20 protein-coding genes are annotated in these 23,227 nt (G+C 68.1%); 8 read left to right on the top strand and 12 right to left on the bottom strand.

Annotated elements, in window-relative coordinates; translation table 11 throughout:
* Positions 1 to 183: 183 nt before the first annotated feature.
* The 5 genes from HMPREF0063_RS07935 to HMPREF0063_RS07915 form a co-directional block, all read right to left on the bottom strand.
* Positions 184 to 1,401 carry a hypothetical protein gene (locus tag HMPREF0063_RS07935; RefSeq protein ID WP_007078148.1) on the bottom strand — a complete coding sequence of 406 codons (1,218 nt, stop codon included), beginning with the start codon at positions 1,399 to 1,401 and terminating at the stop codon, positions 184 to 186.
* Entirely contained in the window at positions 1,398 to 4,634 is a 3,237-nt protein-coding gene (locus HMPREF0063_RS07930; RefSeq protein WP_245527695.1) for a DEAD/DEAH box helicase family protein, read from the bottom strand. The genes HMPREF0063_RS07935 and HMPREF0063_RS07930 overlap by 4 nt, the downstream gene beginning before the upstream one ends.
* 123 nt (positions 4,635 to 4,757) lie before the next feature.
* Complete coding sequence (locus HMPREF0063_RS07925) at positions 4,758 to 5,837, bottom strand: PDDEXK family nuclease (RefSeq protein ID WP_007078146.1); 1,080 nt, start codon at positions 5,835 to 5,837, stop codon at positions 4,758 to 4,760.
* Positions 5,838 to 5,840: 3 nt separating this feature from the next.
* Entirely contained in the window at positions 5,841 to 6,989 is a 1,149-nt protein-coding gene (locus HMPREF0063_RS07920; protein ID WP_007078145.1) for a restriction endonuclease subunit S, read from the bottom strand.
* A complete protein-coding gene (locus HMPREF0063_RS07915; RefSeq protein WP_007078144.1) occupies positions 6,986 to 8,440 on the bottom strand; it encodes a type I restriction-modification system subunit M in 1,455 nt (484 codons plus the stop codon). The genes HMPREF0063_RS07920 and HMPREF0063_RS07915 overlap by 4 nt, the downstream gene beginning before the upstream one ends.
* Before the next feature lie 266 nt (positions 8,441 to 8,706).
* Between HMPREF0063_RS07915 and HMPREF0063_RS07910 the strand changes: the two genes are divergently transcribed.
* Positions 8,707 to 9,036, top strand: a complete 330-nt coding sequence (locus HMPREF0063_RS07910; protein ID WP_007078143.1) for a hypothetical protein — start codon at positions 8,707 to 8,709, stop codon at positions 9,034 to 9,036.
* Between the two features lie 199 nt (positions 9,037 to 9,235).
* Here the strand turns inward: HMPREF0063_RS07910 and glnA are convergent, their stop codons facing one another.
* Complete coding sequence (gene glnA, locus HMPREF0063_RS07905) at positions 9,236 to 10,657, bottom strand: type I glutamate--ammonia ligase (RefSeq protein WP_007078142.1); 1,422 nt, start codon at positions 10,655 to 10,657, stop codon at positions 9,236 to 9,238.
* Positions 10,658 to 10,831: 174 nt separating this feature from the next.
* Here glnA and HMPREF0063_RS07900 point away from each other — a divergent pair, with 174 nt between their 5' ends.
* Positions 10,832 to 11,200: an RDD family protein gene (locus HMPREF0063_RS07900; RefSeq protein WP_050760929.1), complete on the top strand. Its 369-nt coding sequence runs from the start codon at positions 10,832 to 10,834 to the stop codon at positions 11,198 to 11,200.
* Positions 11,201 to 11,207: 7 nt separating this feature from the next.
* Here HMPREF0063_RS07900 and HMPREF0063_RS07895 read toward each other — a convergent pair whose 3' ends face one another.
* Both HMPREF0063_RS07895 and lipA read right to left on the bottom strand, forming a co-directional pair.
* Complete coding sequence (locus HMPREF0063_RS07895; protein ID WP_007078140.1) at positions 11,208 to 11,915, bottom strand: DUF4191 domain-containing protein; 708 nt, start codon at positions 11,913 to 11,915, stop codon at positions 11,208 to 11,210.
* 25 nt (positions 11,916 to 11,940) lie between these two features.
* On the bottom strand, positions 11,941 to 12,852 hold the full coding sequence (gene lipA, locus HMPREF0063_RS07890; RefSeq protein ID WP_007078139.1) for a lipoyl synthase: 912 nt from the start codon (positions 12,850 to 12,852) through the stop codon (positions 11,941 to 11,943).
* 68 nt (positions 12,853 to 12,920) lie between these two features.
* On the opposite strand from lipA, the gene HMPREF0063_RS07885 reads away from it, so the two are divergent.
* From HMPREF0063_RS07885 to HMPREF0063_RS07870, 4 genes are all read left to right on the top strand, one after another.
* Positions 12,921 to 14,180, top strand: a complete 1,260-nt coding sequence (locus tag HMPREF0063_RS07885) for a sensor histidine kinase (RefSeq protein ID WP_007078138.1) — start codon at positions 12,921 to 12,923, stop codon at positions 14,178 to 14,180.
* On the top strand, positions 14,177 to 14,827 hold the full coding sequence (locus HMPREF0063_RS07880; RefSeq protein WP_007078137.1) for a response regulator: 651 nt from the start codon (positions 14,177 to 14,179) through the stop codon (positions 14,825 to 14,827). The genes HMPREF0063_RS07885 and HMPREF0063_RS07880 overlap by 4 nt, the downstream gene beginning before the upstream one ends.
* Positions 14,828 to 14,916: 89 nt before the next feature.
* Positions 14,917 to 15,795, top strand: a complete 879-nt coding sequence (locus tag HMPREF0063_RS07875) for an ABC transporter ATP-binding protein (RefSeq protein WP_007078136.1) — start codon at positions 14,917 to 14,919, stop codon at positions 15,793 to 15,795.
* A complete protein-coding gene (locus HMPREF0063_RS07870; protein ID WP_007078135.1) occupies positions 15,792 to 16,994 on the top strand; it encodes an ABC transporter permease in 1,203 nt (400 codons plus the stop codon). Before HMPREF0063_RS07875 ends, HMPREF0063_RS07870 begins: the two co-directional genes overlap by 4 nt.
* Positions 16,995 to 17,120: 126 nt before the next feature.
* Here the strand turns inward: HMPREF0063_RS07870 and lipB are convergent, their stop codons facing one another.
* Positions 17,121 to 17,834, bottom strand: coding sequence for a lipoyl(octanoyl) transferase LipB (gene lipB / locus HMPREF0063_RS07865; protein WP_007078134.1), 714 nt, complete (start codon positions 17,832 to 17,834; stop codon positions 17,121 to 17,123).
* A gap of 120 nt (positions 17,835 to 17,954) precedes the next feature.
* Here lipB and HMPREF0063_RS07860 point away from each other — a divergent pair, with 120 nt between their 5' ends.
* Complete coding sequence (locus HMPREF0063_RS07860) at positions 17,955 to 18,377, top strand: hypothetical protein (protein WP_156794069.1); 423 nt, start codon at positions 17,955 to 17,957, stop codon at positions 18,375 to 18,377.
* Between the two features lie 15 nt (positions 18,378 to 18,392).
* Here the strand turns inward: HMPREF0063_RS07860 and HMPREF0063_RS07855 are convergent, their stop codons facing one another.
* From HMPREF0063_RS07855 to lpdA, 3 genes are read right to left on the bottom strand one after another with little or no spacing between them, the layout of a single operon-like run.
* Positions 18,393 to 19,298: a TIGR01777 family oxidoreductase gene (locus HMPREF0063_RS07855; RefSeq protein ID WP_007078132.1), complete on the bottom strand. Its 906-nt coding sequence runs from the start codon at positions 19,296 to 19,298 to the stop codon at positions 18,393 to 18,395.
* A 4-nt stretch (positions 19,299 to 19,302) separates the two neighbouring features.
* Positions 19,303 to 21,066, bottom strand: coding sequence for a 2-oxoglutarate dehydrogenase, E2 component, dihydrolipoamide succinyltransferase (gene sucB, locus HMPREF0063_RS07850; protein WP_007078131.1), 1,764 nt, complete (start codon positions 21,064 to 21,066; stop codon positions 19,303 to 19,305).
* A gap of 39 nt (positions 21,067 to 21,105) precedes the next feature.
* Complete coding sequence (lpdA, locus tag HMPREF0063_RS07845; RefSeq protein ID WP_007078130.1) at positions 21,106 to 22,509, bottom strand: dihydrolipoyl dehydrogenase; 1,404 nt, start codon at positions 22,507 to 22,509, stop codon at positions 21,106 to 21,108.
* A 172-nt stretch (positions 22,510 to 22,681) separates the two neighbouring features.
* Between lpdA and HMPREF0063_RS16950 the strand changes: the two genes are divergently transcribed.
* The gene (locus HMPREF0063_RS16950) at positions 22,682 to 23,215 is read left to right on the top strand and encodes a hypothetical protein (RefSeq protein WP_007078129.1); all 534 of its coding nucleotides are present in this window, start codon (positions 22,682 to 22,684) and stop codon (positions 23,213 to 23,215) included.
* Positions 23,216 to 23,227: the final 12 nt, after the last annotated feature.

Genomic DNA, 23,227 nt, shown 5'->3' with positions numbered 1-23,227 from the left:
CCGAGGCCGACGGGGGTGTAGTGCTGATGACAGCCAAGCGTTGCAGCCCGGAAGCGGAGCGCCTTACGCCTCAACCGCCGGGTGCATCACGCCCACGGTGACTTCCCCAAGAGACGCGCCAAGACATCGGCTGACCACGCGAGGGCGGTGGGCGAGGAGTTTGTTCTGAGATTCAGCGGGGGTTCAAGCACCCTCCGGGAGCACTGCGAACAGCACTGCGAGGCGGATCTCGCGGTCGGGGTCGTCGGGGTGACCGAGAATGTAGTTTCGGCGAGCAGCGGGCTCGGTGGAAGCGGTGCCAACGCGCTTGAAGGCGGGATGCTCCCTGACAGACTGTTCGGCCTTTTCCAGAACGGCTGAGGCGTTCTTCCGGTCGATGAAGAGAATCAGCGCAGCCTTCTCGTCGCGCCACGGCAGGTAGCCCAGGAGTTGGTCAATCGCTTTGCCGCACTCTTTGGCGCCGGTCCACCACTTGCACTCGCCGACGAAGACGTGGCGTTCGCCATCCTGCACGAGGATGTCGGTCTTGCCTGATTGAACAAACGTCTCGCCAGTGGCGCCACCCTCGAAGGTTCCGTTCAGCTGGACTAGGATCTGGTCCCGAAGTTCCTCTTCGCCCTTGCCAGAAGCAACGGAAGGCGTGCGCTCCATAGCGAGCAGGGTGGACTGGACGACTCTGATGACGTCCTCATACTGCTCAGCCGTGAGTGCGGGCTCGTCGGCATATGGTGGCATCGATCGGTTGGTGCGGGCGGCCCCAACCTGTTTCCTCGACAGCGGCACTGGCCGCGGTGCGTCAGGCCGCTTCGCGATCGAGAATCCCAAGGCGCCGGCGAGATTGCGTCGCTCCTGCAGCAGCTTCTTGCGACGATCAATGACGGGCCGCAACCGCTCCGCGACCTGACTATTGTGCGCGTCGACATCGGCCCGAACGTGCTCCAGTTCAGTTCGGATGGGACCAATGGCGCCGTCGATCGCGGCCTTCGCCTTCTCCGGCCCGATGTCGCTTGCCGTCTGACCCGATCTCACAGTGATCGATCCGGCCCCGAGGGAGGCTTCGAACCGCTTCATCAGATGAGTGTTCGGGCGGTAGTAGAACAATCGTGCGTCCCCAGTGAAGTCGAACGTGGCACTAATCGTGAAGCCACGGACGGTGTAGGTCCGATCGCGACCCCATTGGTCGCGAACCTTCGACGATGTTTCAGAAACCCCTCCGTCGACCGGACCCTCGGTGATCGTGGGCGCTTCCACGGTGGCCAGTCGAGAGAACTGGTCGAGAAGGTCGCCTGTGGAACGGCTCAGAACCTCGTGTTCGGGAAGCTTGTCAATCCTTCCGGCAGCGTCTTCGAGGAGACCCTGGAGGAACAAGCGGAGCTCGCCGCGCTCGAACAGACGGGTCACGCGACCTCCTCGGGAACGGCCGTCGAAGAAATGTGGTGAAGCGTTTCCACAATGACGTCTACGTCGGCCTCAGAGAAGAAGTAGTCCGGGCCGGTGGGGGCGTGGTCGGTGTAGGGCGACTCGAAGAGCCGAGCCGGCTCCATCACACCGTTCTTGGTGAGCTCGTCGACGATGAGGTTGACGAAGCGGATCTGGTTGGCTGAGAACCTGGTGCTGTCGAGGTAGTTCTCGAACGCTTCCATTGCCGAGGCGCGGTCGAGGCCGACGAGATGGCGAACGAACAGGCCGAGCCCGCCGCCCTGTTCGGCGGCCCAGGCGATGTCGACCTGTTGGCCGCCGGAAGCGACGAGCATCTGCTCCAGCTCGGTGAGGTCGTCGGACGTGAGCTGCCTATTGCGGCGTAGCCGCTGGAGGGCGAGGTTTTCCAGGTGCTCGCGCAGATACGCCTCGGCCTTGGCACGGAACCGCTCGAAATTCGTGCCGGGTGTGACCCCGGGCAGCACGATATCGATCCCCTCGCTGAGGATGTCCTCGAAGTCGGTGTAGATCGGGTTGCGGGACGTCTTCTCGACGAACTGGACCAGGCCACGCAGCCGCAGTCGGGCGAGTTCCAGCATCGGCAGGGTGACGTCGATCCACCACTCGTCACCGGCGACCGACTCCAACAGAGCGGCCTGCTCCGCGACCGAGGGGATCGTCGTCTTTCCCAGCAGTGCAGCGGCGATGTGCTGTGCAGTCTCTCGCAGGCGCTCGGCCAGGATGAGGTCTCCGTCGAGCTGGGCGAGTTGGCGGCGCAGGATCAGCAGGTCGAACCGCTTCGCATCCTCGTCGGCGTCGCGCACCGCGGACGGCAGCCCGGCGAGTGAGGACAACGCTTCGGAGTCCTCCGGACCCAGCGTCTGCCATGTCTCGGCGGTGGCGAACCGCTCGACCGCCCGTCGATGCGGTCGCACGACGAAGTTGTCGAGGTTCATGCCGGCCACAACCTCCCGCAGGGTCGCGGCAGTCGAGTTGCGTAGATCCGGCTCGTCCTGGTCCAGCGCCCGCACCAGACCGACCCGGGCCTCGAACAGCCGCTGGGAGAGTGACTTCTGCACCTGTCCCTGCGAGCCCGGCAGGTCCTGGCTGAAGTAGTCGAGGTTGCCGCAGAAGTCGAAGACAAAGAAGTCCTGCTTCTCCTTGCCGGGTCCGAACAGGCCCGGACACACCCGGGTGCCGCGGCCGATCATCTGCCAGAACTTGGACTTCGATCGCACCATCTTGAAGAAGACGAGGTTCACGACCTCGGGCACGTCGATGCCCGTGTCGAGCATGTCGACGCTGATCGCGAGGTGCGGTGCATTGTCCTTGATCGAGAAGTCGTCGATGAGCGACTGTGCGTACGGGTTGGCGTGGGTGACGACCCGGGCGAAGTGGCCGGCGAGCTCGGGATAGGCCAGGTTGAAGCGCTTCTCGATGAACTCGGCGTGCTTCTGGCTCTTGGCGAAGACGATCGTCTTCCCCAGGCGGTCGCCACCGGCGACCTTGTGGCCCCGCACCATGAGCGTCTCGAGAACCTTGTCGACGGTGTCCTCGTTGAAGAGGAAGCGGTTGAGCTCTTCGGCGCCGACCTCGTCGGGCGGGCCGTCCTCACCCCAGTCGAGGGTGTCCCACTGGTCCTTTTCGTCCTCGGTGAGGTCGTCGTATCGGATGCCCGAGCGCAGGAACTGGGTGCCGACACTGATGCCCTTCGGCGGAACGAGGTAGCCCGACTCGACGGCCTCGTCGAGGGTGTAGTGGTCGGTGGGGACGCCGTCCTCGAGGTGGAACAGTCGGTAGGTGTTGTGGTCGACTTCATCCTTCGGTGTGGCGGTCAGTCCGACGAGCAGGGAGTCGAAGTAGTCGAAGATCGCCCCGTACTTCGCGTACACGGATCGGTGGGCCTCGTCGATCACGATGAGGTCGAAGTACCCCGGACCGAACCGGCGCAGCCCTCCGTCGACCTCGTTGATGAGACCCATCATCGTGGGATAGGTCGAGACGTAGACCCGCCCGTCGACGGCCTTCTCCGTCACGAGATTGACCGTGGTCGAGCCCGGCAGGTGCTCCTTGAACGCATTCGCCGCCTGGTTCACCAGGGCGGTGCGGTCAGCGAGGAAGAGCACCCGCTTGACCCAGTTGGCCTTCTGCAGCAGGTCGACAAGCGCGATGGTGGTGCGCGTCTTGCCTGAACCGGTCGCCATCACCAACAGGGCTTCGCGCTGCTTGCGGTCGAACGCATCACCCACGGCCTTGATCGCCCGCACCTGGTACGGCCGGCCGGCAATGTCGGTGTTTGCCTGCGCCGAGGACAGGGGCAACTTGGTCTGACGGCGCTGCACCAGCAGCTCCAGTTCGTCGCGGGTGTAGAAGCCCTGGGTCTCACGGGGCGGGTAGCCGGCAGCGTCGTCCCACATCCGATGCTCGTAGCCGTTGGTGAAGAAGATCACCGGACGACGACCGAACTGCCTCTCCAAGCAGTCGGCGTACAGCTTGGCCTGTTGCTGCCCGACCTCGGGGGACTTCGACGTGCGCTTGGCCTCGACCACCGCCAGCGGCAGACCGTCGGCACCCCAGAGCACGTAGTCGACGAACCCTCGCCCCTCCGCGTTGGGCATGCCCGTGACCTCGTACTCGCGGTCGCGGGTCTGGTCGAGCGTCCAACCGGCCTCGTGCAGGAGCACGTCGATGAACAGGTCTCGGGCGCCGGCCTCGTCGTAGTCGCGAGTGTCGGGGCCGACCGCCGCCTGGGCCTCGGCGATCTGGTCCTTGAGGCGGGCGATCTCGGCCTCGTGGGCCGCCAGCCGGTCGTCCTTCTCGGCCAGTTCGCGGGCGTGGGCCTCATCCTGGGCCTTGAACTTCGCCGCCAGCCGGCCGACCTCCTCGCGGGACAACGGTGCAGCCTGGGCGGCGAGGGCAGGGTCGAACTGTGCTTGCAGCGGCACCAGATTCGGCTGCGGTGAGTGGTGGTAGGACGTCCATACGACGACGTTGAACAGCTCACGCAGCACCGCCAGCGACACGTCGGGCCGGATCTGCCGGTTCTCGTGCACGGCCGTGTTGGCGATGCGGCGGATCGCCGTCAGCTTCTGCGTGATGCCTTGCGGCACCCTTGCCTTGAAGGCCGGGTCGCTGATCTTCGCGGCCAGGTCGTTGCGGTAGGGAATCGACAGGGAGAGTACGTCGTAGAGGTAGCCGACCAGTTCCTCGACCACGCGGCGGCTGTAGAAGCACGCGGACCGCGGGTCAGATGACAGATACGACTCAGCCCGAGCGCAGTCGTCATGCAGGGACGGCAGTGTCAGGCGGACGAAGTCGAAGTTCCCCATGGCGGTCGATCACTCACCGTCGTCGATGTTGAAGTGGTCGGCCAGACGTTCGAGGGTGAACTCCTGGCGGAGCTTGCAGGCGCTGTGCTGGCTGGCGAACAGGCCCTTTTCCCAATAGGCCTCCGTCTCGGGACGTGCATCCACCCACTCAACGGGAACGACCCACTCGGCCATGTCATCGTCGACGGAGTCGAAGTCTGCGTGCGGTGCGCCGAAAAGATCCTGCTCGGCCAGGTTCACCCAGTTCTCGTCGACCTTCACCAGGGCTTCTGCCCATCGGCGTGCGGGTGCCAGCGTCTTGCCAACAGCGACGAAGCCGGTGCCGGGCAGGTGGACCCAAACTCGCGCGCCCTCTGGGAGCGAGCGCAGCGTCTTGCTGTAGAACCGGCCACCACCGGCGGAGATGAAGTTGAACCGTCGGGCGTCGGCCCAGTTGCGACCTGCGCCGTACGAGACATACCAATCGATCTGATTCCATGGCGCCCGCTTGCTCTTCTTGCTGCCCTTCGGAGCGGCGGCCGTCTCCTCGTCGGACCCGGCTAGCCACGACCTGGCGAGATAGCGACGGTTGTCGTCCTCGAGGTAGGAGAAGAAGACGGCGTTGACCGGGACGCCGAAGTCGCGGAGGTAGTTGACGATGCGCTCCGAGCTGGAGTCGAGCTCGGCAGCCACGATGGTGAGGCTGAGTTCTCCGTTGAGCTCGTCAGGCGGCGCGCTTCCGAAGACGTCTTCGAACGCAGCCTCGAACGGCTGGTCGAGATGCTTGGTGGCGATGTCAAGAACTTCGTCGCGTGACAATGTCGAAGCCCACGAGCCGTAGTCGAGCACCTGAGCCACGACCTCGCGCGGTGTCTTGTCGCGCTTGAGTTCCAACAGATTGAGATTGCCGTCGACATCGATCGCGAGCAGGTCGAGACGTGACCCATACGGCGTGATCACCTCGCTGCCGATGACCAGCAAGCGCTCGCCGAGAAGTGACGGGTCGCGCTTCAAGAATTCGTGCAGGTCCTTCTCTGCGGGGAGCGCAGACGTCGCCAGCGGCTTCGGCTCATCGCCGTCGATCCGCCACATCCTCATCTCAACGGCCATCGCTCACAGCTCCCCTCGGAAGGCACGGGATTGGAGGGAAGCGAATAAGAGGTCTTCGGCGGCGGATTCCTGTCGAGCAACGGCGGTCACGGCCTCGACGCGCGCAGCTCGCTCAACGAACTCCTCCTGCAGCGCGCGCGGGGGCAACGGGACTTCGAGCTGCTCGATTCGAAATAGCGCCAGCTTGCCGATAGTCACCTGGCCGACCTTCCCTGCGATCTGGTCCTGAAGCGAACGGCTCTGGAGCATACGAGCCAGCCAAGACCCGATGTAGGCCTGCCCATCTTTGGGCACGATCTTCGCGGCGTTCTCGGTGAGGTTGGCCCCCGCGAGGGTCGCCGGGACCGCAGCCGTCAATCCGATTGAGCCAGCGATTGAGATGATCACGTCGCCTTCGTCGATGGTGTACCGGGCGATCTGTCGCTGGACCTCCGGAGTCAGGAAGCACAAGTTGCTTGATTGAATTGCGCCGCCACGAAGGTCGGTGACCCTGACGTACGGGTGGTGCGTAGGACCGATGGCATACGACGCTCCCTTCGGCAGTCGCTTTCCGCCCCTAATGCGCGCGATGTCTCCAAGAGCGACAACTGGGTGCGGTTCGCGAGTGAACATTTCGCTGAAGATCGACTGGGTGAGGAAGTTGAGGTGTGAGAGGGCCTGACGGCGCTTGGCGCGGAGGGCGTCGGCGTGGTCGAGGATCGCGGCGATGCGGCGCTGCTCGGGGAGGGGCGGAACGTTCGCCAATGGGAGGTTGAGGAAGTCGTGGACAGATGAGCGGCGCCGACGCGGGACAGAGCCGAACGCTATTCCGTCGTAGGCGCCGATGAGCTGCGGCGTGAGTAGCAGCCGCGCAACATACCGAGGGTCGTGGCCATCACGCACCCTGAACGTCGGATAGAGCGGGCTGATGATTCCCTCGTCGACGATCGTGTTCTGCGCAACCGCACCTGCCCAAAGCAGATATGGATTGAACGCGATTTCGTTGCGACGTACGACCTTGTACTTGCTGACGTCCTCCGTGGCGAGTCGCTTGCTGAACCGATCAGCTTGACGCACAAAGCCATTGCGCTCGGTCAGAGTCAGTACCGTCGGCTCGTCGCCTTTGCCCGGCTGTTCCTTGAACTCGACCAGAAGGTCCCCGATGGAGGTCATGACAACATCGCCTTCAACTCACTTAGGCCTCTGGCGATCTCGTCTTCGAGGATCTCGATGTCGGCGATGATCTCGAGCGGGGCACGGTGCTCGATCTCGTCGTGGACGATCTCCTTGTGACGGTTGAGGGAGAGGTCGTAGTCCTGGGCGACGATGTCGGCCTTCGGGACGAGGAAGGACTGCTCGGTGCGAGCGCGGTCGTCCTCCTCCGCAAGGTTCTGCCATCGTGTCAGCACGTCCGGGAGGTCGTCGGCCTCGACCGAGTTGCGCTTGTCGTCGAGGGAGAAGCCGTCGGCGCGGACGTCGTAGAACCAGACGTCGTCAGTGCCACCGGAGTTGGTCTTGGTAAAGAACAGGATCGCGGTCGATACGCCAGCGTAGGGGCGGAAGACGCCGGACGGGAGCTTCACGACGGCGTCGAGTTTTTGCTCCTCGACCATGATCCGGCGGAGCTCTTTGTGGGCCTTGCTGGACCCGAACAGCACTCCGTCGGGCACCACGACGGCTGCGCGACCGCCCGGCTTGAGTAGCTTGAGGAACAGCGCAAGGAAGAGCAGTTCGGTCTTCTTCGTCTTCACGACGCGCTGGAGGTCCTTGGCGGTGGCCTCGTAGTCGAGCGAGCCGGCGAAGGGTGGGTTGGCGAGGATGAGCGTGTACTTCTCGGTGTCACCGGCGGCCCCCTCGGAGAGGGAGTCGCGGTACCGGATGTCGGGGGACTCGACGCCGTGCATCAGCATGTTCATGCTTCCGATGCGCAACATGGTGGAGTCGAAGTCGTAGCCGTGGAACATCGAGTGATGGAAGTGCTGGCGTTGGTTGGCGTCGAGCAGGGCGTCGGCGTGGGTCTCCCGCACGTACTCGCTCGCGGCGACGAGGAAGCCGCCAGTTCCACAGGCCGGATCGCAGACTTCGTCACGCGGTTGAGGCGCCGTCATGCGCACCATCAGGTCGATGATGTGGCGCGGTGTGCGGAACTGGCCGTTGACGCCGGCAGACGCGATCTTCGACAGCAAGTACTCGTACAGGTCGCCGTTGGTGTCGCGGTCGGCCATCGGGATGTCGTCGAGCATGTCGACGACCTTCGACAGCAGCGCCGGCGTGGGGATCGTGAAGCGGGCGTCCTTCATGTGCTCGCTGTAGGTGCTGCTGTCACCAAGGCCACGCAAGAACGGGAAGACGTCGTCAGCGATGGTGCGGTGCATCACCTCGGGGGAGGTGTTCTTGAACTGGCCCCACCGCAGGTGTGCCTGGCCGGGCAGGAACACCGGGTTCTCGACCTCTCCGCCGGTGACCCGGGCCTTGCTCTCGGCCAGCGTCTGGACGTCGTCGAGGCGGCGGATGAAGAGTAGGTATGTGATCTGCTCGATGACCTCCAGCGGGTTGCTGATGCCGCCCGACCAGAAGGCGTCCCAGACGCGGTCGATCGTGCTCTTCAACTCTCCCGTGATCACAGCCGTCACTCTAGTTCGAGCGAGTGGTGCAGACGCGGACATCGACACCAGCCCAACTGGCCGGTCGATTGTGCGTATGCCGTTCAGCCGTCTCAGCTTCGGACGCCAGTGAACCCGGGGATTCGAGCTTTCGTCATGCTGACGATGCCACGAAGCCTCAGATGGCGCCCAGCGAACTTGGTCGCGACCGGTCTTCGCCGGGAGCGAGACGAGCTGCATCAACGGTTCTGACAAGGACTGACCCAGTCCGGTAATAGCGTGACCGCGTGAATAGCGAGAGCGGGAAGTCCTTCGTGGAAACGCTTTGGGAGATGGACGAGAAGGCGCTGATCCAGGGCTACTTCGTCAACCGACGGCAACCGGACTTTCAGACGGTACAAGTCATCATGGAAGCCAAGGCGATGCTTGCGGCAGAGCATGCGGCATCAGAATCCGGAAGAGCCGCCTCGGCAGCTGTCGGTTCAGCGGAGGCTGCCATGAGAGCGGCCGAACAGTCGGAGCGAGTCGCCGCGGCTACGTTCCGGCTGGCCTGGATGACCTTGGTGATGGCTGTTGCCACGCTCACCACGGCTGTCGTCGCGGTCGCCACGGGTTAACTGAGCCGCACTCTCCTGCCGTGTCGGAGGTCGTCGCCTTACGAGGGTGAGTCGAGCACACCAGTGGCATGGCAGCCCGGCAGTTGCCCGACGCAGAACGCCCCCGCCGACCGAGGTCGACGGGGGCGTCATGCTGGTAGGCGGTGGTTTCGAGGCTCGGGCGCAGGGGCGCCCTCGCACCTCAACCACCGGGGGCGGATCAGATGTCGTAGTACAGCTCGAACTCGTGCGGGTGCGGGCGCAGCTGCACGGGCAGGATCTCCTCGGTGCGCTTGTAGTCGATCCACGTCTCGATCAGGTCGGGCGTGAACACGTCACCGGCCGTCAGGAACTCGTGGTCGGCCTCGAGCGAGTCGAGCACCGCGTTGAGCGAGGTCGGGACCATGTCGATGGCCTCGTACTCCTCCGGCGGCAGCTCGTAGATGTTCTTGTCGATCGGGGCCGGCGGCTCGATCTTGTTCTTGATGCCGTCCAGACCGGCCAGCAGCAGGGCGCTGAACGCCAGGTACGGGTTGGCCGACGGGTCGGGGCAGCGGAACTCGATGCGCTTGGCCTTGGGGTTCGCGCCCGTGATCGGGATGCGGACACAGGCCGAGCGGTTGCGGGCCGAGTAGACCAGCGCGATCGGGGCCTCGAAGCCCGGCACCAGACGGTGGTAGGAGTTCACCGAGGGGTTGGTGAACGCCAGCAGCGACGGGGCGTGCTTGAGGATGCCGCCGATGTAGTGGCGGGCCAGGTCCGACAGGCCGCCGTAGCCGGCCTCGTCGTAGAACAGCGGCTTGCCGTCGTTCCAGATCGACTGGTGCACGTGCATGCCCGAGCCGTTGTCACCGAAGATCGGCTTCGGCATGAAGGTGACGGTCTTGTCGTTCGCCCACGCGGTGTTGCGCACGATGTACTTGAACTTCATGACGTCGTCCGCGGCCTTGAGCAGCGTGTCGAACTTGTAGTTGATCTCGGCCTGACCGGCGGTGCCGACCTCGTGGTGGCCGCGCTCCAGCTCCAGGCCCACCGAGGCGAGGTTGCTCATCATGTCGTTGCGCAGGTCGGCGGTCTTGTCGGTCGGCGCGACGGGGAAGTACCCGCCCTTGTAGCGGACCTGGTAGCCACGGTTGTCGTCGAGGGAGTCGCCGGTCGACCAGGCGGCCTCGGTCGACTGGATCTCGTAGAAGGACTTGTTGGCGCTGGTGCCGTAGTTGACCCGGTCGAAGATGTAGAACTCGGCCTCGGGCGCGAAGAAGGCGGTGTCGCCGATGCCGGTGGTGGCCAGGTACGCCTCGGCCTTGCGGGCCACGTTGCGCGGGTCGCGCGAGTAGGCCTCACCGGTGATCGGGTCGTGCACGAAGAAGTCGAGCGCCAGGGTCTTGCGACGCTTGAAGGGGTCGACGTACGCGGTCTTGATGTCCGGGTACAGCACCATGTCGGACTGGTCGATGGTCTGGAACCCGCGGATGGACGAGCCGTCGAACGCCACACCGTTCTCGACCATCGACGCGTCGAAGGTCGAGGCCGGCAGCGTCACCTGCTGCTGGATGCCCGGGAGGTCGGTGAAGCGGACGTCGACGTACTCGACACCCTCGTCCTTGATGAACTTGAACAGCTCGTCGGCATTGCCGAACATGGGTCCTCCTCGGCCGCAGCGCGGCGCAGTTCGTCGGATAGGCGAAGCGGGACGCGTCGTTCCCGCACGGTTCGAACCTAGGCACGAGCAGTTTCCCGACCGTCACCGGTTTGTTTCGGTCATGTTACAAGTCCCTCGGCGAGCGGCCCGGTGGTGCCGCACTAGGGTCGACGCATGCAGGAAGCCACCTTGGGACGTCGTCTCCTGGCGCTGGTCATCGACTGGGCCGTCGCCGCGTTGACCGCCGCCCTCCTCTTCGGGGTCGGCTACCCGCCCGAGATCACCGAGAACCTGGTCATCTCGGCGGTGTTCCTGGTCGAGGTCGGCGTGCTCACCGGGCTCATCGGCGTCTCGATCGGCAAGCGCGTCATGCGGCTCGGGGTGGAAGGACCTGACTCCGCGCCGATCGGCGTCCCCCGCGCGCTGCTGCGCACGGCACTGCTGCTGACCGTGCTGCCCGCCGTGGTGATGACCGAGGACAAGCGCGGCCTGCACGACCTCGCCGCCCGCTCGCGGGTCATCCACGTCCCGCGTCAGCGGTAGGGCCCGGTCAGCCGCGCATCATCTTGCGGGCGCCCTTCATGCTCGTCGGCACGGGGCCGCGCGGCATGGGGGCGGCCGGACGCATGGCGTCGAGGGCCTTCAGCTTGTTGATGACCGAGGTCTGCGCGGCCGGCTTGATGGTCTTCTTCATCTTCTGCACGTGCCGGTTGAGCTTGGTGAGGGGGATCTGGCCCTCCTCGTTGCCGACCACCAGGTCGAGCACCGGGATGTCGTCCCCGACGATCCGCGCGTGCTTGCGCTTCTCGGCGGCCAGCAGCTGCCGCACCCGGTGGGGGTTGCCCTCGCCGACCAGGATGACGCCGGGCCGTCCGACCACACGGTGCACGATGTCCTGCTGCTTGGTGAACGCCACGGCAGGCTTGACGTTCCAGCCCTTGCGCAGCATCTGCAGCGCGCTCGCAGCCGCGCCGGTCTGTCCCTCGACCTGCGCATAGGCGGCCTTCTCGGCCCGCCGCCCGAACACGATCAGGGCGGCCAGGGTGCCCGACAGCAGACCGAACAGCACGGCCAGCGGGATGCCGATGATGGACGGACCGAACAGCACCAGGTTGACCGTGGCGGCGATGCCGCCGACGAGCAGGAACCAGAACAGCAGGCGCAACCCGATCGTGCGGTCGGTGCGCTTGGTGATCGTGTAGGCCTGCCGCATCTGGGCGATGCGGCCGGTGGGTGCTTCGGGGGTACCTGCAGACATGCGGGTCAGTCTAGGTGAGGGGGAGTCAGCCGGCTGCGGCGGCGGCGCGGGCGTCGAGAGCCTGCTGGTAGAGGCGGCCGGCCCGGTAGGAGGAGCGGACCAGGGGACCGGACATGACGCCGGCGAAGCCGATGGCGGCGGCCTCGTCGGCCAGCTCGACGAACTCCTCGGGCTTGACCCACCGTTCCACCGGGTGATGGCGCTTGGACGGGCGCAGGTACTGCGTGATGGTGATGAGGTCGCAGCCGGCGTCGTGCAGGTCGACCAGCGCCTCGGAGACCTCCTCGCGGGTCTCACCCATGCCCAGGATCAGGTTGCTCTTCGTGACCAGGCCGAAGTCGCGGGCCTGGGTGAGGACGTCGAGCGAGCGCTCGTACCGGAAGGCCGGGCGGATGCGCTTGAAGATCCGCGGCACGGTCTCCAGGTTGTGGGCCAGGACCTCGGGGCGGGACTCGAACACCTCGGTGAGCAGCTCGGGGACGCCGTTGAAGTCGGGGATGAGGTTCTCCACCCCGGTGTCGGGGTTGAGCTCGTGGATCTGTCGCACGGTCTCGGCGTAGAGCCAGGCACCGCCGTCGGGCAGGTCGTCGCGGGCCACACCGGTGATCGTGGAGTAGCGCAGCTGCATCGCCCTTACCGACTCGGCGACCCGGCGGGGCTCGTCACGGTCCAGCGGTTGCGGCTTGCCGGTGTCGATCTGGCAGAAGTCGCACCGGCGGGTGCACTGCTCGCCGCCGATGAGGAAGGTGGCCTCGCGGTCCTCCCAACACTCGAAGATGTTGGGACAGCCCGCCTCCTGGCACACCGTGTGCAGACCCTCGGACTTCACCAGCTGCATCAGCTCGTTGTACTCCGGGCCCATCTTCGCGCGCGTCTTGATCCACGCCGGCTTCTTCTCGATCGGCGTCTCCGCGTTGCGGACCTCGAGCCGCAACATCTTGCGTCCGTCAGGGGCGATGCTCACCCTCCCACCCTACGCCGACCGGTCAACGTAGGCTCTCGGGTGTGATCTCGGTGGACCGCGACTGGACCCGACCGGCTCCGACACCGGGGCAGCTGCGCAACGACGCCGTCATCGCGGTCGTCGCCGCGGCGCTCGGCGTGCTGTCGGTCGAGATCTGGCGCAGCGCGTACGACGCCGATCTCGGCTGGCGCGGCGTGGAGGCGCACCTGTGGTTCGTCCTCGCCGGGATCGTGCTGGCCGGCCGCCGCCGCTACCCCTTGACCACGCTGGCCCTGCAGGCCGTCATCTTCGTGGTGATCGGCGAACGGTTCGAGAGCATGGTCGGCATCTTCACCCTGCAGATGACCTTCTTCGCCTCGCTCTACTCGGCCTGGGCCTGGTCACGCCGCACCCGCGAGCTCGTCGTGACGACCGTCGCCGTCGTGGTGGCCATGTTCGTGTGGCTCGCGATCGTCTTCTCCCGGCCCGACACGTTCCCCGACCAGCCGACGACCGGGCTGTTCACGCCGGCCGCCGCCCTGATCATCTACTCCCTGGTCATCAACGCCGTGTACTTCGGGGGAGCGATCGCGTGGGGCCACGCCTCGTGGCTGAGCGCTCGGAGGCGCAGCATCGTCGAGGAGCAGATCCGGCGCGAGCGGGAGCTGCGCGAGTCCGAGCGCCGACGGGCCGTGCAGACCGAGCGGGTACGGATCGCCCGCGACCTGCACGACGTCGTGGCCCACCACATCAGCGGCATCGGCATCCACGCCTCGGGGGCGGCGCGCAGCCTGGCGAACAGCCCCGAGGTGGCCCAGCGGGCACTCGTCACCATCGAGCGGTCGTCCCGTGAGGCCGTCAACCAGATGCACCAGCTGGTCGGACTGTTGCGCGACGACGACCAGGGCGGACCCGACCGTGGTCCGCAACCGGGCCTGGCCGACATCGCGGGTCTGGCCGACCCGGCCGGCGCCCCGGTGGTGACCCATGAGCAGGTCGGGACCCCGTTCGAGGTCCCGGCCACGGTGGCGGTCTCGCTGTTCCGGGTCGCCCAGGAGGCGATCGCCAACGCCCGACGGCACAGCAGTGCCCGGGCGATCGCCGTGACGACCCGGTTCGGTGGGGACCCCGGCCACCGTCACGTCGAGGTCGAGATCCTCGACGACGGGCGCGGCGCCGCGGCTCCGACGACCTCGGGGGGCTTCGGTCTCACCGGCATCCGCGAACGGGCGGCGATGCACGCGGGCGAGGTCGAGATCGGCCCGCGGCCCCGGGGCGGGTTCCGCGTGCGGGTCCGCGTCCCGGTGGAGGAGGAGTCATGACCGATCCGGTGCGGGTGCTGCTGGTGGACGACCAGGAGCTCGTCCGCACGGGGTTCTCGATGATCCTGGCCACCGAGAGCGACATCGAGGTGGTGGGGGAGGCACGCGACGGGGCGGAGGCGGTGCAGCGTGTCGCCGAGCTGGCGCCCGACGTCGTCCTGATGGACGTGCAGATGCCGGGCACGGACGGCATCTCGGCCACCGAGCAGATCGTCGCGGCCGGCGGGGCGCCGAAGGTCCTCATCCTCACGACCTTCGACGACGACGCGCACCTGTTCGCCGCGCTGCAGGCCGGTGCCAGCGGCTTCCTGCTGAAGAACTGCCCCCCGGACGACCTCGTGCAGGCGATCCGGCTCGCGGCCGAGGGCCACTCGTTGCTGGCGCCGGAAGTGACCCAGCGGGTCATCGCGCGGTCGACGTCGCGTGCGGCCCCCGAGGCCGACGGCCGGCTCGACGAGCTGACCGAGCGGGAGCGTGACGTGCTGGTCCTGCTCGCCCGTGGTCACAGCAATGCCGAGATCGCGGGCGAGCTGTACGTCAGCGCCGCCACCGTGAAGTCGCACGTGTCGCACATCCTGGCCAAGCTCGAGGTCCGGGACCGGGTCCAGGCCGTCATCCTGGCGTTCGAGAACGGCCTGATGGACTGAGGTCGGACCCGGTCTCATCCCTCCGGATGAGGCCGGTCGGGTCCCGTCGGCCGATGCGTCGAAGCCCTCCCGCTGCCTAGCGTGGAGCCATGATCGACGTCCAGAACCTCACGCGGACCTACGGTGACACCACCGTCGTCGACGACGTGAGCTTTTCAGTCCAGCCCGGCCGGACCACCGGATTCGTCGGGGCCAACGGTGCGGGGAAGACCACCACGATGCGCATGATCATGGGGGTGCTCGCCCCCAGCGCCGGCACGGTGCTCTGGAACGGCGACCCGATCACCGCGGAGGTCCGCCGCAGCTTCGGGTACATGCCGGAGGAGCGCGGTCTGTACCCGCGCGCACCGATCGCCGAGCAGCTGGTGTACTTCGCCCGGTTGCACGGGCTCTCGCGTGCCCAGGCCTCCGCTCGCACCGAGGAGCTGCTCTCGCACTTCTCGCTGGTGGACCGTGCCGACGACATCCTGGACGCGTTGTCGCTGGGCAACCAGCAGCGCGTCCAGATCGCCGCGGCCCTCGTCCACGAGCCGAGGGCCCTGGTGCTCGACGAGCCGTTCAGCGGACTGGATCCCGTCGCGGTCGACTCCATGGTCGACCTGCTGACGCGTGAGGCCGCCGGGCTGCCGCTGCTGTTCTCCAGTCACCAGCTCGACCTGGTGGAGCGGCTGTGCGACGACCTGGTCATCCTGTCGGCAGGTCGGGTCGTCGCCGCAGGACCGGTCGAGGACCTGCGCAGCCGCGGCGCCGACCGGTACCGCATCGAGATGCAGGGCGCCGACGCGGCCTGGCTGCGCGACGTGCAGGGCCTGCAGGTCCTGGACGTCGACGGCCCGGTCGCCCTGGTCGACCTCGACGGGATCGACGCCGCTGCCCTCTCGCGCCTGGTGGTCGACCACGGTCCCGTGGTCGAGATCGCCCGCGCCCGCCCACCGTTGTCCGAGATCTTCCGCGAGGTCACCCGATGAACACCACCACCCCCGCGCCGTCCGCGCGGACGACCGGCGCCTGGCGCATCGTCGCCGACAACGAGGTCCGCACCAGGATCCGGCAGAAGTCGTTCGTGATCACGACCGCGGTGTCGGTCCTGCTGGTCCTCGTCGGCATCATCGCCGCCGGCTACTTCTCCGACCGTCCTCAGGACAACACCGTCGCGGTGGTCGATGCGTCTGCGGTCAGCGTGGTCGAGTCCGCGGAACAGATCGGCCGGTCGGGCAACGACCGCCTGAGCATCGACGTGCTGGAGGTCGCCGACCCCGAGGCCGCGGAGCGGGCGGTGCGTGACGGTGACGCCGACGCGGCCCTGCTCGACACGGCCGACGGGTTCGAGATCGTGGGCGAGGACGGGGTCCCGGCCGAGATCGACGGTCCGCTGCGGACCGCTGCCAGCTCGGCGGTCCTGCAGGGCAACGCCGACACGCTGGACGTCGACCTGACCGCCCTGCAGCAGGGCACCGAGGTGTCCCAACGCCTGCTCGAGGCCGACGACACCGACGACGGCCTCGGTCAGGCCGCCGCGTTCGTGTTCATCATCTTGTTCTTCATCGTCGCGATCGGCTCCGGCATGATGATCGCCGGCAGCGTCACGCAGGAGAAGGAGAGCCGCGTCGTGGAGATCCTCGCGGCGACGGTGCCGATGAGGCAGCTGCTGTGGGGCAAGATCCTCGGCAACACCGTCCTGGCGGTCGGTCAGGTCGTCCTGTTCGCCGCGGCCGGAGCCGTGGGGCTGGCCGTCTCGGGGCTCGACGTCGACTTCGGCCGACTCGGACCGGCGATCGGCTGGTACGTGGTGTTCTTCGTGCTGGGGTTCATGGCACTGGCCAGCCTGTGGGCCGTGGCGGGGGCGTTGGCGTCGCGCCAGCAGGACCTGCAGTCGACGACGGCACCGGCGCAGGCGCTGCTGTTCATCCCCTACTTCGCCTTCTTCTTCGGCAACGACCTGGTGCAGCAGGTGATGTCGATGGCGCCGGTCGTGTCGTCGATGATCATGCCCGCCCGCATGGCGACCGAGGCCGTTCCGCTGTGGCAGACCGGCGTGGCCGTCGGTGGCACCGTCGTGGCCACCGTCCTGCTCATCCGGCTGGGGGCGCGGGTCTACGAGCGCACGCTGCTGAGGACCGGCGACAAGATCTCCTACCGCGACGCCCTCAGGATGTCGGCCGACTGACCCGTGGCGGTGGGTGAGCAACCTCTCGCACGGTGCGGCGGTGGGTGAGCAACCGTTCGAGGGCTCGATTCGGTTGCTCACCTACCGCCACCGCGGAGGTTCGGTTGCTCACCTACCGCCACCGGGTCAGGAGAGGGTGCGGAGCCCGATCGCGGGTGTCGCGGCGGCGGTCGCCAGGTCCGGCGACGGGGTGTAGTCGTCCCAGGCCAGCAGCTCCAGCAGGTGCGGCCGCACCGCTGCGGCAGCCTCGGGCACCGTCACGGTGCGTCCCAGCTCGACGCTGAGGGTCGTGACCCCGGCGTCGGCGATGCCGCACGGCACGAAACGCTCGTACCACCCGAGGTCGACGTCGGCGTTCAGGCTGAACCCGTGCATGGTCACGCCACGCGACACCCTGATGCCGATCGCGGCGACCTTGCGCTCCGGGCGTCCCGCGCCGGCCGCCAACCACACGCCTGACCGGCCGGCGACCCGCCCGGTCGCGACGCCGAGGTCCGCCGTCGCCCGGATGAGGGCCTCCTCGACCCGCCGGACGTAGTCGACCACCAGCACGTGCGAGGGCAGCCGGGTGATCGGGTAGCCGACCAGCTGGCCCGGCCCGTGGAAAGTGATCTTGCCGCCCCGGTCGACGTCGACGACCGGTGTGCCGTCGAGCGGACGCTCGTGCGGCTCGGTGCGGCGGCCGGCGGTGTACACCGGGGGATGCTCCAGGAACAGCACGGTGTCACCGATGCGGTCGTCGGCCCGGTCGGTCAGCATCCTGCGTTGCAGCTGCCACGCCTGCTCGTAGTCGAGAGCGTCGGGGCCGTACCAGTCGTCGAGGATCTCCACGCGGCTCATGCCGCCAGCCTACGCCCGCTGGTGGCGCCGGGCGGGGCGTCGGGCGCGGCTGCCGGGCAGCCCGGAGGGCCTGTGGACGGGGCCCTGGTCGTGGCGATCGGGACCCCCCACGATGGCGGCATGGACGTCTGGGGGATCGCCGCGTGGATCGTGTCGCTGGTATCCGCCGCTGTCGGAGGGCCACCCTGCACCGAGCTGGTGGCGCTGGACCTCGAGCGCACCCGCGCGCTCGTGTCCACCGACCCGGCGGCCCTCACCCGGGTCTACGCCGATCCCCGGGCAGCGGCGGCCGACCTGACACTGCTCGAGCAGTACCGCGATCGCGGCTGGCTGCTGAGGGGGTCGTCCATGGCGCTGCTGGGGTGCGTCGTGCTGACCAGCGACGACACGTCCGCCCGGCTCGACGTCGTCGACCGACTGGGCCCCACCCGGGTGCGCGGGGACGACGGGACAGCCGTCCGGCTGCCGCGTGACCTGCCGTCGCGCCGCACGATCGACCTGGAGCAGGTGGACGGGCGCTGGCGCATCGCCGGCGTCGCCTGACGGGACCGACGGGGCCTACGTCAGGGCCTGGGCCAGGGTCGACTCGATGTCGGGGGCACTGAAGCGGAAGCCCGACTGCGCGAGCGCGGCCGGTTCCAGCCGCAACGAACCGAGGAGGTCGTCGGCCAGGCCGCCGAGCGCCGCCCGCAGCACGAAGGCCGGGGCCGTCAGGAACGCCTTCGTGCCGACGGCGTCGGCCAGCGCACGGGTGAACTCCGCGTTGGTGACCGGTGCGGCCGTGGCCAGGTTGACCGGCCCGGACACGCTGTCGGTCTCGGCCAGGTGGGCCACCGCCCGGACCCAGTCGGTGCGGGAGATGTTCGAGAAGTACTGCTCGCCCGAGCCCAGCTTGGCGCCGCCGTACCGCCGGAACGGGATCGCCATCAGCTTCAGCGCCCCGCCGGACTCGTCGAGCACGATCGACGTCCGCAGGTAGCAGACACGGGCGCCGGCCTCGACCGCCGGAGCGGCCGCCGCCTCCCATGCGTGGGTGACCTCGGGCAGGAACCCCGGTCCCGGCGAGGCCGACTCGTCGAGCCGCTCGTCGCCACGATCCACGCCGTAGTACGACATGCCCGACCCCGACAGCAGGACCGCGGGAGTGCGGGACCGGGCCACGGCCGTGGCGAGGGTCCGCGTGGCACCGATCCGGGAGTCGAGGATCTCCTTCTCACGACCCTTGGTGCGGGGCCACTTCTGGATGGAGGACCCGGACAGGTTCACCACGACGTCGGCGTCGTCGATGATCCGCTGGTCGACCTTGCCGGCGGCGGGATCCCAGACCGACGCGTCGCCGGCCGGAACCTGCGACCGCACCAGGCGGGTGACGGCGTGCCCGCGGCTGCGGAACTCCTCCACCAGAGCGGTGCCGAGGAACCCGGAGGCTCCTCCGATGACGACGCGCAACGGCTGGTCGGTCACGTGCTCAGGACCCCAGCTCGGACTCGAACGACCCGCCCTGCAGACGCGACTTGACCGCGGTGAGGAAGCGGCCTGCGTCGGCCCCGTCGACGATCCGGTGGTCGTACGTCAGCGCCAGGTAGACCATGCTGCGCACGGCGATGCTGTCGCCACCGGCCGGGTCGCTGATGACCACGGGTCGCTTGACGACGGTGCCGACCCCCAGGATCGCCGCCTGCGGCTGGTTGATGATCGGGGTGTCGAACAGGGCGCCGTTGCTGCCGAGGTTGGTGATCGAGAAGGTGCCGCCGGACAGCTCGTCCGGGGTGATCTTGTTCGTGCGGGTCCGCTCGGCCACGTCGGCGATCTTGCGGGCCAGGCCGGCGATGGACAGGTCTCCGGCGTCGCGGATCGTGGGGGCCAGCAGTCCCCGCTCGGTGTCGACCGCGATCGACAGGTGCTCGCCGTCGGGGTAGGTGACGGTGCCGGCCTCGAGGTCGAGGGCGGAGTTGAGCTGCGGGTAGGCCTTGAGGGCCTCGACGGCGGCCTTCGCGAAGAACGGCAGGAAGGTGAGCTTGACACCCTCCCGCTCGGCGAAGGCGTCCTTGTGCCGGGCTCGCAGGCGGGCGATCTCGGTGACGTCGACCTCGTGCACCTGCGTCAGCTGCGCCGACGACTGCAGCGACTCCACCATCCGGGTCGCGATCGTGCGCCGCAGCCGCGTGATCTTCTCGGTCTTGCCGCGCAGCGGGGAGGGGTCGGCCGAGGCCGGCGCCGACGGCTGGTCAGGTGCGGAGCTCGCGGCAGGCGCCTTGCTCTTCTCGGCGGCCTCCAGCACGTCCGACTTGCGGATGCGCCCACCGACGCCGGTCCCGGTGACGGTGGAGAGGTCGACGTCGTGCTGCTTCGCGAGCTTGCGCACGATCGGCGTGACGTACGAGGTCTCGTCGTCGTCGTCGTCGCCGGCGTCAGGGGTCTTCGCTGCGGGCTCAGGAGCCTTCTCGGGCTGCTTCTGCGGCTCCGGCTCCGGCTGCTTCTGCGGCTCGGGCTCCGCCTTCTCGGGCTCGGCCTTCGAGGCAGGCTCCTCCTTCGGGGGGGCCGGCGGCGGGTCGGCAGGGGCCGAACCGGCGGTGCCGATCACGGCCAGCTCGGCGCCGACCTCGACGGTCTCGTCCTCGGCGACCTTGATCTCCAGCAGGGTGCCGGCGACGGGGGAGGGGATCTCGGTGTCGACCTTGTCGGTCGAGATCTCCAGCAGCGGCTCGTCGACCGCGACCTCGTCGCCCACGGCCTTGAGCCACTGGGTGACGGTGCCCTCGGTGACGGACTCGCCCAGGGCCGGCAGGGTGACGGCCGTGCCCTCGCCCCCGCCGGACGGCTCGGACGTCTCGGCGGCCGGTGCTTCCTGCTCCTCCGGCTCGGGCTCCTCGTCCTGTGCAGCCGGCTCGGGTTCGGTCTCCTCGGCCTCCTCGACGTCGGCCTCCTGCGGCTCGGCGGGCTCCTCGGGAGCCGGCGCCTCGGTGGCCGGGGCGTCGTCGGACGCCTCCTCGCCCTCCTCACCGATCACGGCCAGCACGGCGCCGACCTCGACCGTCTCGTCCTCCTCGGCCTTGATCTCCAGCAGCACGCCGGCGACCGGCGAGGGGATCTCGGTGTCGACCTTGTCGGTCGAGATCTCCAGCAGCGGCTCGTCGACGGCGACGGTGTCGCCGACGGCCTTGAGCCACTGGGTGACGGTGCCCTCGGTGACGGACTCGCCGAGAGCGGGAAGGGTGACGGTCGTGGCCATGATGTCCTCTGGAGGTCGGTGTCTCAGGCGTGGGAGTGCTCAGGCGTGGGAGTGCAGGGGCTTGCCGGCCAGCGCGAGGGCGGCCTCGCCGAGGGCCTCGTTCTGGGTGGGGTGGGCGTGCAGGAGCTGGGCGACGTCCTCGGGGTAGGCCTCCCAGTTGACGATCAGCGAGGCTTCGCCGACCTGCTCGCCGTAGCGCGAGCCGATCATGTGGACACCGACGATGGGGCCGTCCTTCTCCCGCACGAGCTTGATGCTGCCGGCGGTGCCGAGGATCTGGGACTTGCCGTTGCCGCCGAGGTTGTACTCCACGACCTCGACGCCGTCGTCGCCGTACTTCTCCTTGGCCTGCGGCTCGGTGATCCCGACCGAGGCGATCTCGGGCTCGCAGTACGTGACGCGGGGGATGCCGGAGTCGATGACCGGCTGGGGCTTGAGCCCGGCGATCTCCTCGGCCACGAAGATGCCGTGGGCGAAGCCGCGGTGCGCCAGTTGCAGGCCCGGCACCAGGTCACCGACGGCGAAGATGCCGTCGACGTTGGTGCGCAGACGCTCGTCGGTCGGGACCCAGCCGCGGTCGACGGTGACGCCGGCCTCCTCGTAGCCCATGCCGGCGGAGTTGGGGCCGCGGCCGACGGCCACGAGCACCAGGTCGGTGTCGATCGTGTCGCCGTTCTCGAGCGTGACGGTGACGCCGGTGTCGGTCTGCTTGACCGACTCGAACTTCACGCCGGTCTTGAAGTTGATCTTGCGCTTGCGGAACGCCCGCTCCAGCTGCTTGGACAGCGAGGGGTCCTCCAGCGGCACGAGGCTGGGCAGGCCCTCGATGATGGTGACGTCGGCGCCGAAGGACTTCCAGACGCTGGCGAACTCCACCCCGATGACGCTGCCGCCGATGATGACGACCTTCTCGGGCACCTCGCTCATGGTGAGCGCCTCGGAGCTGGTGACGATGCGGCCGCCGATGTCCAGGCCCAGGGTGCGGGAGACCGAGCCGGTGGCCAGCACGACGTTCGTGCCGGTGTACCGCTCGCCGTTCACCTCGACGGTGCCGCCGCCGCCCTTCGTGGTCTCGACGAGCCTGCCCTCGCCCTCGACGACCGTGATGCCGCCGGACTTGATCAGACCCTGCAGACCCTTGTAGAGCCGCTCGACGATGCCGTCCTTGTAGGCGTTGACCCCGGCCATGTCGATTCCCTCGAGGGAGGCCCTGACGCCGTAGCTCTCGCTCTCGCGGGCGTTGTCGGCGATCTCGGCGGAGTGCAGCAACGCCTTGGTGGGGATGCAGCCGGTGTGCAGGCACGTGCCGCCCAGCTTGCCCTTCTCGACCAGCGCGACGCTCTTGCCCAGCTGCACCGCGCGCAGGGCGCAGGCGTAGCCGCCGCTCCCGCCGCCGAGGATCACGATGTCGTACGTACCTGGGCCGTTCGGGGCTTCCGCCACGATTCCTCCACACCTGATTGCTAGCCGACGTCGGCACCCGCAGCGGTGCCCTCTTTCCATCTTGTCACTCGTGTCGAGCCGGGTGCCAGCGGGGTGTGAGGCCATCGGGCACACTGGGCGCATGAATTGGTGGAGTCGCCGCAGGGCCACACGCACGGCCGGAGGAGCCGCCGTGTCGGACCGGCACGCCAACCGTGCCGATCTGGACCACCTGCGGGAGTTCATCGCCAGCCGCGCGGGAGTCGAGGCGTTCGTCGAGCCCGCCACGTCGGTCACGCAGACGACCCTGCTGCTCGTGGCCGGTGACGGGGAGTGGACCCGGCGACGGATCGCCTCGGCCCAGGCTGCCGCCGATTTCGCCCGCAAGGAGAAGATCCCGGTCTACGACACCAACCGGGTCGGCATCCCGCAGCGGATGCGCGAGTTCGACCAGCGCCAGCGCCGCGGTGGGCCGCAGGCGGGTGGCTCGCGCCCCGTCGCCAACCCCGCCCCGGCGGCACGGCTCGACCCGCGGCAGTCGGCGGCCGTCATGACCCTGGAGATGATCGCCGGGGCCGATCCGCTGCCCGACGCCCACGACCGCGACGACCTGGTGACGTTGCTGCGTCAGGCCCGCGGCAAGGCCCACCCGGACCGTCGCGGAGGCGACCGTTCGATGTGGGACAAGGTGGAGGACGCCGCGCGCACGCTCGACCTCACCGACTGAGCCGGCAGGTCC

The organism is Aeromicrobium marinum DSM 15272, from assembly GCF_000160775.2.
GTDB classification, from domain to species: domain Bacteria; phylum Actinomycetota; class Actinomycetes; order Propionibacteriales; family Nocardioidaceae; genus Aeromicrobium; species Aeromicrobium marinum.
The sequence above is the reverse complement of the archived record's forward strand: the minus strand, read 5'-3'. Positions and strand labels throughout refer to the sequence as shown.